The 13,141-nt window shown below is 55.4% G+C and carries 10 protein-coding genes; 6 read left to right on the plus strand and 4 right to left on the minus strand.

Translation table 11 applies throughout. The annotated features are described in order from the left end of the window. The first annotated feature begins 173 nt into the window (after nucleotides 1-173). The 3 genes from Poly41_RS00265 to Poly41_RS00275 all read left to right on the plus strand — a co-directional run bounded on the left by Poly41_RS00265 (nucleotide 174) and on the right by Poly41_RS00275 (nucleotide 5,603). Nucleotides 174-2,381: a S9 family peptidase gene (locus Poly41_RS00265; protein WP_197230960.1), complete on the plus strand. Its 2,208-nt coding sequence runs from the start codon at nucleotides 174-176 to the stop codon at nucleotides 2,379-2,381. A 259-nt stretch (nucleotides 2,382-2,640) separates the two neighbouring features. Next, nucleotides 2,641-3,420 (plus strand): alpha/beta fold hydrolase, encoded by a 780-nt coding sequence (locus Poly41_RS00270; protein ID WP_146523942.1) that lies wholly within the window; start codon nucleotides 2,641-2,643, stop codon nucleotides 3,418-3,420. After that, nucleotides 3,417-5,603 carry an efflux RND transporter permease subunit gene (locus Poly41_RS00275; protein WP_197230961.1) on the plus strand — a complete coding sequence of 729 codons (2,187 nt, stop codon included), beginning with the start codon at nucleotides 3,417-3,419 and terminating at the stop codon, nucleotides 5,601-5,603. The genes Poly41_RS00270 and Poly41_RS00275 overlap by 4 nt, the downstream gene beginning before the upstream one ends. On the opposite strand, the gene Poly41_RS00280 is transcribed toward Poly41_RS00275, so the two are convergent. Further along, entirely contained in the window at nucleotides 5,600-6,832 is a 1,233-nt protein-coding gene (locus tag Poly41_RS00280) for a serine hydrolase domain-containing protein (RefSeq protein ID WP_146523944.1), read from the minus strand. The two genes, Poly41_RS00275 and Poly41_RS00280, sit on opposite strands and share 4 nt — an antisense overlap. Before the next feature lie 243 nt (nucleotides 6,833-7,075). Here Poly41_RS00280 and Poly41_RS00285 point away from each other — a divergent pair, with 243 nt between their 5' ends. Then, on the plus strand, nucleotides 7,076-7,924 hold the full coding sequence (locus tag Poly41_RS00285) for a DUF1571 domain-containing protein (RefSeq protein WP_146523945.1): 849 nt from the start codon (nucleotides 7,076-7,078) through the stop codon (nucleotides 7,922-7,924). A gap of 128 nt (nucleotides 7,925-8,052) precedes the next feature. After that, complete coding sequence (locus tag Poly41_RS00290; RefSeq protein ID WP_146523946.1) at nucleotides 8,053-8,697, plus strand: HdeD family acid-resistance protein; 645 nt, start codon at nucleotides 8,053-8,055, stop codon at nucleotides 8,695-8,697. 12 nt (nucleotides 8,698-8,709) lie between these two features. Here Poly41_RS00290 and Poly41_RS00295 read toward each other — a convergent pair whose 3' ends face one another. Both Poly41_RS00295 and folD read right to left on the minus strand, forming a co-directional pair. Continuing rightward, nucleotides 8,710-9,960 (minus strand): chorismate synthase, encoded by a 1,251-nt coding sequence (locus Poly41_RS00295; RefSeq protein ID WP_146523947.1) that lies wholly within the window; start codon nucleotides 9,958-9,960, stop codon nucleotides 8,710-8,712. 72 nt (nucleotides 9,961-10,032) lie between these two features. Beyond that, nucleotides 10,033-10,947 carry a bifunctional methylenetetrahydrofolate dehydrogenase/methenyltetrahydrofolate cyclohydrolase FolD gene (gene folD / locus Poly41_RS00300; RefSeq protein ID WP_146524894.1) on the minus strand — a complete coding sequence of 305 codons (915 nt, stop codon included), beginning with the start codon at nucleotides 10,945-10,947 and terminating at the stop codon, nucleotides 10,033-10,035. 189 nt (nucleotides 10,948-11,136) lie between these two features. Here folD and Poly41_RS00305 point away from each other — a divergent pair, with 189 nt between their 5' ends. Then, the gene (locus tag Poly41_RS00305) at nucleotides 11,137-12,849 is read left to right on the plus strand and encodes an NADPH-dependent assimilatory sulfite reductase hemoprotein subunit (RefSeq protein ID WP_146523948.1); all 1,713 of its coding nucleotides are present in this window, start codon (nucleotides 11,137-11,139) and stop codon (nucleotides 12,847-12,849) included. A gap of 30 nt (nucleotides 12,850-12,879) precedes the next feature. Here the strand turns inward: Poly41_RS00305 and Poly41_RS00310 are convergent, their stop codons facing one another. Beyond that, the gene (locus Poly41_RS00310) at nucleotides 12,880-13,077 is read right to left on the minus strand and encodes a hypothetical protein (protein ID WP_146523949.1); all 198 of its coding nucleotides are present in this window, start codon (nucleotides 13,075-13,077) and stop codon (nucleotides 12,880-12,882) included. Between the last annotated feature and the right edge of the window lie 64 nt (nucleotides 13,078-13,141).

A 13,141-nucleotide genomic window follows, 5' to 3' on the forward strand; every position in this document is an offset into this window, starting at 1 on the left:
TGCGTTGACTATTCTAATCAGTTTCGCCGACGGAATCATGTCCGACGACGAAATCATGGCAACCGCAGCAGAGAAAAGCCTCTCTATTTTTTTGCAGCGGCTTCCCCAGCCATCCCGAATCCTCATACTATCTTGCTTCGATCACCATGCACTTCACACGAGGGCTCGACCCCATGCGACGGACTACATTTGCTGCTCTGTGTCTCCTGCTTCTGGGAAACCGCCTGCTCCAAGCCGAGCGGCTGACGCCGGAAAAGCTCTGGGACTTAGCTCGCATCGGCGACGCAGCCGTTTCGCCCGATGGAAAGACCCTAGCCTATTTGGTCACACGCTATGACCTGGAACAGAACGAGGGGACGACCAGTTTAATGCTGCAACCGCTGCCGAGTGGCGATCGCATGGGGGGTGACAAAACGGCGATTGCATTCGAAACCATGCTATTGGCACCGAAAGCGACCACCCTGCTCAAAGACATCAAGGGACTCGGCTCGCTGGGTTGGCTGAATCATCCGTCCGGTGCCAAGCTGGTCTACATCGCTCCCGCCTCGGACGACATGAACGGTGGCGACGAAGCAAGCAAGAAGGAAGCGGATCAAGGCGAGGAGGTAAGCGACAAGGAAGCCGACAAGGACGACGACAAGGAAGCCGAAGGCAAACCCCAGGTTTGGACACTGGATCCTAATGGGGGCGATGCTCAACAATTGACTCATGTCGAGCAAGGCGTTGCCAACTTGAAACCATCACCCCGTGGAGACGCGATTGCGTTCACCGCCGATGTCAAGTTGGACGCCAAGGTTCCAGAGGTCTATCGGGATTTGCCCAAAGCGGACGCACGAATCATCGACTCCTTGATGTATCGCCATTGGAACCAATGGCATGACTACGCCTACAGCCATGTGCATGTTGTTCAGCTGGATGAACAACTCGAAGCATCCGAGCCCATTGATTTGATGGAATCGTTAAAAGCAGATTGCCCACTGCCACCGTTCGGAGGATCCGAGCAGTTTGCATTCTCGCCCGATGGCAAGGAAATCGCACTCACAATGAAATTGGTGAACAATCCTGCCGAGAGCACCGATAGCGGTATCTACTTGGTCAGCGTCGATGGCGGGACGCTGAAGAACGTCACTCCGGGGATGCCCGGCTATGACATGGATCCCGCCTACTCCCCAGATGGACGTTTCTTGGCATTTCATTCCATGCGACGGGCTGGATTTGAATCGGACCGAAGCCGAATCATGCTTTATGACCGAAGCAGCGGCGAGATCGATGAGTTGACGGAGGGGCTTGATCAAACGAGCCACCATGCGACTTGGAGCCACGATAGCCAGCGGGTCTATTTCTCGAGCGAAACGCGCGGAACGACCCAACTGTTTTCCATCGCTCTGGACACCGGACTGTTAGAACAAGGATCGAATGGACGATTTGACTTTTCCGTTGTTTCGGCAATTCCTGACTCCAATCGGATTCTCCTTCGCCAACAAAACATGTTGCGACCGACGGAATTGGCTGTCCTCGACGCGTCAACCAAGCAATTGGCCACCATCACCGACGTCAACGGCAAACTGTTCGACCGTTTGGAATTGCCGAAGATCGAACAACGCTTCTTTAAGGCTACCGATGGCAAGATGATTCACAACTGGGTCATTCTGCCACCCGACTATGACAGCGAAGCGGAGCGTCCGTGGCCCATGCTGACGTACTGCCAAGGCGGTCCCCAGGGACAAATCGGTCAATGGTTCTCCTATCGCTGGAATTTCCACATGATGGCCTCGCATGGCTATGTGGTTTTGGCGGTGAATCGACGTGGCATGCCAGGTTTTGGGCGCGAGTGGAATGACCAAATTAGCGGTGATTGGGGCGGCCAGGCGATGCAGGATATTTTGGCGTCAACCGATGCGATGATGGCGGACCCCAAGATCGATCGAGAACGCGTCGCCGCGATTGGAGCCAGTTTCGGCGGCTACACGGTCTATTGGCTGATGGGCAACGATGCAAATCGCTTCTGCGCGATGGCTGCCCATTGTGGTGTTTACAACCTCAATTCGATGTATGGTGCGACGGAGGAGTTGTTCTTTGTCAACCACGATCTCGGCGGACCTTACTGGAAGAGTGAAGCGATTGCGGAGGAATATGAGCTCTTTTCGCCGCACACCTTTGCTGGAAATTGGAAAACGCCGCTGCTGGTGATTCACGGCGAAAAGGATTTCCGCGTGCCGGTCACCCAGGGAATGGAGGCGTTTACGGCGGCTCAGGTTCAAGGGGTCGAGAGTCGCTTTCTGTATTTTCCCGAGGAGGGCCACTGGGTACTTTCCCCTCAAAACGGGGTATTGTGGGGACGCGTCTTCTTTGACTGGCTCGATCGCTACTGCAAGCCCTAAAACCGAGCGGATGCGGCGGCACCGTTGGCCGACAGCAGGTGCCACCTTTCGCATTTTTGGTTGGTAAGATACGTTTTATGCCGATTGGGAGAGTTTGCGAGGATGCCGAAAAGAAGGGTCTCCGCAATTTGGCTCGATTCTTATTCGACGGTCCGGGGGGGTGCAGATAGACTGGATGCCGATGTTTGCATGACGCTCGGCCCCAATCTGCCGCATCCTCGCAAAAGTATCGACCGTGATCTTCAGTCAAAAAACGCCAATGAACCAAGAATCCAACCCCAGTATCGATCTTGATCGTGTTGTCGATATGGGTGTCGGCCCCAACGCCGTGCTCTTTCTGCACGGGCTGTTTGGGACACCGGATCATTACCGCGAGGTGATGGAGAACCTGTCAAGTCAGTATCGGGTGATTGCTCCTCAGTTGCCAATCGACCCACAGCCAGGTCGCCGCAAACGCGGGATGAAATCGGTTGCTGATCTAAGTGAGGTGGTGGCCCAGTTTGTGGACGAGCTCGAATTGGATCGCTTTGTTCTGTGTGGTAACTCACTGGGTGGCCTTGTCGCGATCGACTTGTGCGTTCGCCATCCCGACTTCGCCGAAGGTCTAATTCTTGCCGGCAGCGCGGGGCTCTTCGAACGCAGCCCGATTCGTGGACTTCGTTCGCGTCCCACACGCGAGTTTGTTCGAAAAACGGTCACAGGTATTCTGTACAACGATTCGCTAGTCTCGGAAGAATTGGTCGATCATTGGTATCAATCGGTCATGGATCGTGACTATGTTCGTTTCTTGCTTCGCGTTTCGCGAGCGACACGCGACCGATCGGTAGAAGAAGAACTCGGGTCATTGGATCTTCCCACCATGATCATTTGGGGCAGCGATGATGAGATCACGCCGCCATCGACCGGCGAAGACTTCAAACGTTTGATCCACGGCTCGAAGTTAGAGTTCATTGACCAGTGTGGGCATGCACCCAATTGGGAACAGCCGGCTGCCTTCACTCGGCTGCTTGAATCATTTTTGCCGGAATGCTTTGCGTGAATCAGCGACGGACGCGCTACGCCAAATGGACGCTTGGGTTGATGGCCTGCGCCGCACCGCTGATTCTGTTTGCCGCGATCTCGGCTCTACGAAGTACGTCAAACGATCCTCGTCAATGGCTACCCAAATCGTTTGACGAAACGGATACCTATGATTGGTTCGGCGAGCACTTTGGAAGTGACGAAATCGCGGTCGTCAGTTGGCCCGGCTGCACGATCAAGGATCCACGTGTGCCAAAGGTCGCGGATGCGATTTCTGCGTCACCTTACTTTGACCGCGTCTTGACCGGTCCCAGCGTGCTGGCGGATTTGACATCGCCTCCGAGTGGCATGAGTCGCGGGTCGGCACTGCGGCGACTACGAGGAATTTTGGTCAATCCGGACACCGAAACGACTTGCTTGATTCTTTCGACTTCGCTTGCCGGTCAAGCGGATCGCGTGGAAGCGATCAAGCAACTTGAACAAATCGCTGCGTCGGAGTCTGGGGTACTTGCCAGCGAACTTCGCTTAGCGGGGCCTACGGTGGATGCAGCCGCCATTGATATCGAGAGTCGCCGTTTGTTGTTTCAGCTAGCAGGTTTCTCGGCGCTGTTATCGTTTCTCGTTGCGTCGTTTCGAATGCGCAGTGTTCGATTGGCGGTGATTGTCTTGATCGTAGCGGTCTACAGCACGGGGGTGGCATTAGCGATTCTGTATCTCAGCGGTAGCAAGATGAACTTGCTGATGACGATGTTGCCGCCGCTGATTTATGTCTTGAGTATTTCCTCGGCTGTCCACTTGGCCAACTATTATCGCGATTCGGCTAACACCCCTCGGTGCCAAGATCCGCTGCGGACCGCGATTGCCCACGGTTGGCTGCCGTGTGTTCTGGCGGCAACGACCACTGCGATCGGATTGGTTTCACTCGTCATGAGCAAGATCGAACCGATCCAATCGTTTGGACTCTATTCTGCCTTGGGAGTGATCTCAAGCATGGTGGTCCTATTCACGATGTTGCCAGCGGCCTTGCATTTATTTCCCCCCAAGGTTGAATCGGGCGCGACAAACGAATCCAGTGCAGGGACACGAAGTCAGCAATACATGGGATGGGTCAACCGACACCATTGGCTGTTGCTGATGGGCTGCTTAGCCGTGATGGCATTTTGTGGATGGGGGCTGCCATACGTTAAATCGACCGTAAAGCTGCAAGATCGGTTCCTGCCCGGCAGTGATGCGATTGAGGATTACCGATGGCTTGAATCCAACATTGGCCCGATGGTCCCGTTGGAGGTCGTCATTCGGTTTGGCAAGGAGGATCCACGAGACACGTCACAGCAATTGCAAGTCGTGGCGAGGGTTCAGAGCAAAATCCACGGGTCGAATGAATCGGTGGCAACGATGTCCGCTGTGAATCTATCATCGGCGCTGCCGTCGGGAAGCAGTCTGCGAGAAGTCATGGAGCGGAAGATCATCAATAGCCCTCAAACGATTCAACGATTGACGGACTCGCATTTTATCGCTGAAACCGATGGCGAGCGGCTTTGGCGAATCACCGTCCGCGCGCCGGCGATCGGCGATTTGGACTATGGTCAGTTTGCCGAGTCGTTGCGTCAGCGCATTGCGCCGCTGCTATCCGAGCAGAACGCGACCGGCACGTTCACCGGCGTGATCCCGCTGATTTACAAGGCCCAACGACAATTGTTGCAGGATCTGTTTCGCAGCTTCATCGCCGCGTTCGCCGTAATTGGTGTCGTCCTCGTGTTGGTACTACGGAGCGTCACGGCTGCGATGTTGGCCATGATTCCGAACCTGTTTCCAGCGGTGGTCGTTTTCGGAGGCCTGGAATGGATTGACATTCCCATCCAGATCGGATCGGTGATGACCGCCAGCGCAGCGTTGGGGATCGCAGTGGACGACACCGTTCACTTTCTGACCTGGTTTCGTCGAGGGGTCCATCAAGGATTGACGCGTGCAGCTGCTCTTGAAGATGCCTTCAATCGCTGCGCCGGTGCGATGGCTCACACGACGCTGATCTGTGCCAGCGGTTTACTGGTCTTTGCAGCCAGTTCGTTCGTTCCGATCTTGCACTTTGCGTGGTTGATGGTTGCGTTACTGCTGTCGGCGCTCGTTGGCGACTTGGTTTTGCTTCCATCCATTTTAGCCGGACCACTCGGCAAGCGTTTCGAAACTCGCACCACCGACTAAGCGACCCTGCGTGTTTCGCCTGTTTGAGCCAAACAGGCATAGCACGCATCGCGAACGGCTTTTTCCCTTGGGTCGTCCGACAAGCGAAACCCCATCTTGTTCGTCAGGTAGGCGAACCCAAGCTGTAACGTGGGGTCCCCCATCCCAAAAGAACCGCCCGCCCCAGGACATCCAAACGCGCGGTGATCGCTGCCAAATTGGAAGCCACGGCTCGGCCGTGAAAAGCCGAAATGGTAACGCGTGTCGATCTTCAAAATCGCATCGTACAGTCCGTCTCGCGGCGAAATTGCCGGGGCGACCAACTCGTGCCACGTCGATCCCTTGATGCCGAGTTCCTTGCCGCCACGTGCCAAGCAGTCATAGATTTTGGCTACGGCCGAGGCCGTTCCAATCCCATTGGCCGAAGGGATTTCGAGCCCTCGGTACTCGGGGCCACTCATGTCAGCGGGATTTTGCAGCCGCAGGGTCCGTATGGATTTCGAAACCAAGGATCCCGGCCAAATCCCCGACAACACCATCATCGGTGGTAACTCGTTCAGATGCCCGAGCATTTCAAGGCGGTGGAACCCCTTGATCGTGCTCACTCGGTTGGGCGAAATGTCCTCGGGAAGCCCGATGTAGAACTCGACGCCAAGCGGCGTGGCCACTTCGTCTTGAAAGTAGACTCCGAGGCTACGGCCTTGTGGATCGACTCGACGCAACAGTTCGTTTTGATACCAACCGAGCGTCAGTGTGTGATACCCATGCCGTGTTCCAGGATCCCACTGGGGGCTTTGGGCCGCGATGATTTCGGCCATCGCGTCGTGATCGGATAACTCCTCGGTCGAAAGCGGACGGCCTGTGGTGATCAAGCCCGCTTGATGGGCCAACAATTGGCGAATCGTAATTCGATGCTTGTTCGCCTGGGCAAAATCTGGCCAATGCTCAGCAACCGGGGTTTCTAAATCGAACAGCCCCTGGCTGTGTGCGACCGCCATGGCTGCAGCCGCCATACCTTTTGTGACAGAGAAGCACAGTGTCAAGGTCTCGGGAGTCCAGGGGTGTCCGCCCTCGGCACACTGTTGGCCACCCCATAAATGGACGACCTTCCTGCCTTGATGAAACAACGTACAGGCGGCGCCGCGTTCACCACGATCGCGAAAATTACGTTCAAATTCGACTCGAACGCTCTCGAAACCTGGCTCGACGGTGCCGGCGATTTCTGGGGGGGCTTGATGCTGACGGTACATAATCGATCCCGAATATGCAAAACACGAGCCAATCGAGTCAACACATCCGCTGGACCGCTCCGGATGCGCGACGCCGATTGGTACGCGAGGCTTGATAAGTTGTGAAACAGCGCCTTGCGGAATGCTAGGAGCTAGACAAGCAGGGGGCAACGCCAATCTGGACCAAATCGCTCTGGAAACTTGCGTTCGAATTCTCTACCTTCGCGCCGAGCCATTCCTCTTCTTTCGTCAAAGAGATCGCGCATGATTCAATCAACACGCTCGTTTTGTTTCATCTTTGTGATGATGTTCCTGTTCGACACTTCGTTTTCCCCCATTTCAGCGCAGCAGGCCACGACGGTTTCCAGCGTCAATCGTCTGCAATCCAACACCGAGCATCCGCTCGATCCCGCTCTGGAAATGGCGGAAGCGAGCCTCCAGCACGTTCGGGCTGATGTTCGCGATTACCGTGCCTTGTTCGTCAAGCGGTGCCGCGTTGATGGTGTATTGCCGGAGCTCCAGTATGCCCAAGTGAAGATCCGAAATCGCAAGGTCGACGGTGGCCAAATCACGACTCCCTTGTCGGTCTACCTCAACTTTCTCAAACCGGATGCCGTCGCAGGGCGAGAAGTGATTTGGGTCGAAGGCCAAAACGAGGGCAGGATGGTCGCTCACGAATCAGGCCTGAAAGGCATGATCAACGTCAACCTGGACCCGAATGGCTATTTGGCAATGCGTGGTCAGCGGCATCCGATCACCGACATCGGGATCGAGAATTTACTGGTCAAACTGATCGAAACCGGCCAGCGTGAACGGCAGTACGGCGAGTGTGAAGTTCAGTTTTATCCCAACGCAAAGATCAAGGACATCGCCTGCACCATGTTGCAGGTGGTTCATCCCGTCAAGCGACCTCACTTCGAGTTCTACACGGCGCGAGTGTACTTCGACAACGAACAGAGGATGCCGATCCGTTATGAGTCGTGGTCATGGCCGACCACGGCGGGTGGCGATCCCGTTCTTGAAGAGGAATACACGTATTTGGACGTCAAAGTGAATGAGGGCATGACGAATCTCGATTTTGACATCCGTAACCCGGCCTATCAATTCCGCTAGCGGGCGATGGGTTTTGTTCAGTACACCCATCGACGCCGTTTGGTGTTAAGCTAACGGAGACACCACGCTGGTGTTCTCGGTGTTGAGATTCTCGACCGACAAGTTTTGTTTTTGAAAGGCGTCCCGCAATGACCGACTCACCCCAAACTCTGCATAAGCCGGAGATTTTTCGAGCATTAAGTAAGATCTGGTGGTTACCACTGCTTCGTGGCATCTTCCTAATCCTTCTCGGTCTGTATGCGTTCTTGAGTCCAGGCATGACGATCGCCGCGCTCGCACAAGTGCTGGGCTTCTTTCTGATTCTCGACGGTGTCATTGCCGTCATCGCTGGGATCACGGGTGAAGTCCCTTCGCGGGGCTGGATCATCATCCGCGGTTTGGTCGCCATCGTGATCGGGATTTTTGTATTCGCAAACCCCGTCATCGTTGCCGGTTTGACGGCGATGACGATCATGTACTTGATTGCCTTCTCCGCGATTTTCACTGGCGTGATGGAAATCATCTCCACGATTCGCGACCACAAGGAAATCGAAGGAGACTTTGGTTTTATCCTCGGCGGTATTTTATCGATCGTGTTTGGTGTCTTGCTGCTGATGTCTCCGTTCTTTTTCGGGATGGTGATGGTTCGCGTGTTGGGGATCGCGGCAATCGTGGTCGGAATCGCAATGGCGACCCTCGCGTTCCGACTCAAGGGACTCGAAAAGAAGATCGAAGCAAGAGTTGCCGAAACGAACGCCGGCAGCCAAAGTGCTGCTGCCGAAGAAGATGCCTAAGCACAACCCTTGCTAGAACAGCTTCGATAGGTTCGGCGGCAGATGACGGGATTGGTGCATCCGAGCCGCGTTGAGCAGTTCGATGGCGACGCGGGATTCGATCGTGACACCCGCTCGGACGCCGACGCAGGGGTCATGACGTCCTTTGTCGAGCTCGAAGTCAATTTCTTCCAGGTTCTTTCGAACGGACTTTTGTGGCAAATTGATCGTCGACGTCGGTTTAAATCCGACTCGCATCACCAGCGGCATGCCGGTCGTGATCCCGCCAATCATTCCGCCGTGGCTGTTACGCGTGTACCCGCGACTGCGGATGGGGTCATTGTTTTCGCTTCCAAATCGGGCGACCACGTCTCGCCCTGCACCGACTTCAACCGATTCTGCCGCGTTGATCCCACCCAGCGATCCCATCAACCGAAGCTTCAAGCTTTCGTAAAGCGGATCACCGAGTAGCGGCGGCACATTGACGGCAACCACCTCAACCATCGCTCCCACGGAATCGCCCTTGATCCGCGTCTGTTTGATCAATTCAGCCGCTTCGTCGGCAAATTCGGCGTCGATCGATTGGATAGTGGCAGCGGCCAGCATGTTTTCGATGGATGCGATTTCGGTTCGCTCGATCGGCACGCTAACGTTACCTTTCATCAAGTCCGCGACTCGCGACGCAAGACTTTGTTTCGCCATCAAGGAACCGACTTGTGAAATTGACGACAGAATCGCTGTTCCAAAATTCTGCGCCAAGACAATGCGGGCAATCGATCCCCCCACGACATCGGAAATCGTGACTCGGTAACTCGATCGTCCCCCGCCACGAATGTCTACAAAGCCACCGGATTGATGGTATTTTACAAGATCGGTGTGTCCTGGACGGACCTCTCCGGTCGGCCCGGTGAACTGGGTGTAGTCAGCCGACTTTTTGGAGGTTGAAAGCACAATCGCAGCGATCGGCTCACCCGTCGTGTAGCCTTCTTCGAAGCCTTCACTTTCAAAGGTTGCTCCATCCACGTTGACGGTCACGGTTGCTCCGTTGAGCAATCGAGTGGTGTCGTCTTGATAGATCCCCGACAAGAAAACAACTTTATCCTTTTCGTTACGAGGCGTTCCATGGCGATTTCCGCCTGGTCGACGACGATCGAGAAAAGGCTGCACATCGGTGCGACGGAGGTATTGACCGGGAGGGCAACCGAACACAATCGTCGTCACCGCGGGACCATGAGATTCACCAGCGCCGGCAACACCGAAAAGGGGGCCACCAAGTATTTCCATCAGAACGGCTCTCACAAGTAAAAGGCCTGCGACGCGAATCGCAGAGCAGGAATCAATCGGCAAACTGTGCGGTCAGGGGAGTGTCGAAGGGAGCTGCAGCTTTGCTGCGAGCACCGTATTGTGCAACAGCATCGCGATCGTCAGCGGACCGACACCGCCAGGAACCGGCGTGATCGCGGACGCGACTTGCTTGGCTTGCTCGAAAGCGACATCTCCGACCAGTCGACCGTCAACGCGATTGATTCCAACGTCGATCACAACCGCGCCGGGCTTGATCATATCGCCTTGGATCATTTCCGGTACTCCGACGGCTGCGATCAAACAATCCGCCGAGCGGCACATCGCGCCGAGATCCTCCGTGCGACTGTGAGCAATCGTCACCGTTGCGTTAGCCACGTCACGGCCACAGCTGCTGTTGCGCTGGGCCAACATCATGGCCATCGGCTTACCCACAATATCGCTTCGGCCAACGACCACCACGTGCTTCCCCGCGACCGAGATCTGACTGCGATGCAGCAGTTGGACGATCCCGTGCGGTGTACAGGGTAGAAAACGGGCTCGGCCTTGCATCAGCAGCCCGACATTCACCGGTGAAAAGGCATCGACGTCTTTGAGCGGATCGATCGCGTCGAGTACCGCTCGTTCGTCGAAGCCAGAGTCTCCGCCACCGGTTTTGGGAAGCGGCAGCTGCACCAAGATGCCGTGGACGGAAGGATCCTCGTTCAATTGCTGGACCAAATCCATCAACTGCTGCTGGGTCGCGTCGACCGGTAAGCGGTGGGTTCGGCCCTCGATCCCAGCCTTTTCACAAGCCCGCTGCTTGTTGCGGACGTACACCTGGCTGGCCGGATCTTCGCCGACCAGGACAGCGACGAGGCAGGGGTGAAAAGGACGTTTGAGCGCAAAACGAGTCTTTTCGACCTCCTCAGCCACTTCCGCTCGAATTTCGGCAGCGATTCGTTTTCCATCCAGTATTTCCGCGGTCATTTCGGCTCCGTATTTGGGCATTCATCGGTGGGTTTGACGACATTTGTGAACGCCATAGTGGCATTTCCGCTCTCTCGTTATAGTAAACGTCAGCCTCGAGGTGACCGGGGGCAAGAAATCGTTAAGCCAAGCGACCCTCGAAATCCTATCAAATTACGCTACACCAAATCACATAGAGTTTGTGTCTCGATGTCTACCGATACCCCAAAACTGCACGCCAACGAAGCCCTCAAGGAAGAAAGCAACTTTCTGCGAGGGACGATCCAGCAGGAGTTGGCCGAGTCGACCGATCAATTCAACAAAGGCAACCTGCAACTGCTGAAGTTCCACGGAACGTACCAGCAAGACGACCGCGACGCACGGGCAACCGCGAAAAAGACCGGTGGCGGAAAGGAGTATTCGATGATGGTTCGCTGTCGGATTCCGGGCGGCCGAATCACTTCGGATCAGTTGTTGGCTCAATTGGATCTGTGCGACGAACTTGGCAACGCGACGCTAAAAATCACAACTCGTCAAACGTTGCAACTGCACTGCATCAAGAAACAGGACCTTCACGCGGCAATCCAGCGGATCAACCACGTTCAGCTCTCCACGTTGGCGGCTTGTGGTGACGTCAACCGAAACATCATGTGCTGTCCCGCGAAACGCACGGGCAGCGTCCATGCCGAGCTTGAAAAACTAACCGACGATCTGACCGTTGCCCTGGCTCCCCAAACGCCGGCGTATCACGAGCTTTGGGTTGCAGATCCCGAAACAGGGGAAAAAACGCTGGAAGGCGGCGGCCCCGCGGTCGAACCCCTTTATGGGCCACGCTACTTGCCGCGTAAATTCAAGGTCGGCATCGCGTTGCCGGAAGACAATTGCATCGACATTTACACACAAGACCTCGGCTTTTTGGCAGTGGTTCGCGATCACAAAATCATCGGCTACAACGTGTTGGTCGGTGGGGGAATGGGGACCACTCCCTCGGCCAAAAAGACGTTTCCTGCGCTCGCCAAACGGATGGCATTTGCGAAACCGGACCAGGCCATCGAGGTCGCCAAGGCCGTTTTGAAGGTGCAGCGAGATTATGGCAATCGCGAAGATCGTAAGGTCGCCCGGATGAAGTATTTGATTGCGAATTGGGGTATCGAAAAATTCCGTCGTGCGGTGGAAGAGTATTTTGGCCAGCCCCTTGCCGATTGCACCGAAGACGAGGTGACCGGATTTGACGATCACATGGGTTGGCAAGAACAGGGTGACGGTAAATGGTCGTACGGCCTCAATATCGAAAATGGGCGTTTGTACGACAACGAAAACCATCAGCTCAAAGCGGCTCTGCGAGCGATCTGTAATGAGTTCAAGACGGAACTTCGTATGACCGGTCATCAAAGCATCATCGTGACCGATATTGAGGAACGCGACAAAGACAAGCTGATTTCGCTGATCCAACAGCATCACACGCCCACGACCGAGCAAACCAGCACCGTGCGCCGCTGGTCGATCGCTTGTGTTGCTTTGCCGACATGCGGATTGGCGATCACCGAAAGCGAGCGACGATTGCCAACGATCATCGACAAACTCGAGCAACCACTCGCGAAACTCGGGCTCGATAAGGAACGTTTTACGCTGCGAATGACGGGATGCCCCAACGGCTGCGCACGGCCGTACAACGCAGACTTGGCGCTTGTCGGCAAAGCAAAGGACAAGTACACGCTTTTTGTGGGCGGCGGATGGCTTGGCAACCGTTTGGCCTATGTCTACAAGGATCTGGTTGCCGACGACGTCGTGGTCGATGAGCTGATCGCAATCTTTGCGGCGTTCAAAGCGAACCGTGAACCCGACGAGTCACTTGGCGATTTTTGTGCCAGGGTTGGCCGAGACGATTTAGAAACGCTCGCTGCTGCGGCGCCACGACCCTAGTAGCGATGCACTCCTCCCTGCACCCTACCACTACGCTTTGACGTCGACGTGTCCTTGGGCGAGCTGTGACTGGAGTTGCTTCGACTGCTCAAGCATCGCGTTGATTGCATCGCCTGATTGCTTTTGAGCGTCAAGCTGCTTCGCAAGACATGCGATCTGCACTTTTTGCCCGAGGGCGTCACTTCGAGCCTGAAGAACGTTGGCGACTGCGGAAGGAATGGAAGACATGCTTAGGGCCAGTGAACGCGAGGAGAGCGGCGTGACAAAACACAGTCGTTTTCGAAATCGTTCG

The organism is Novipirellula artificiosorum, assembly GCF_007860135.1.
In the GTDB taxonomy this organism is placed as follows: Bacteria; Planctomycetota; Planctomycetia; order Pirellulales; family Pirellulaceae; genus Novipirellula_A; species Novipirellula_A artificiosorum.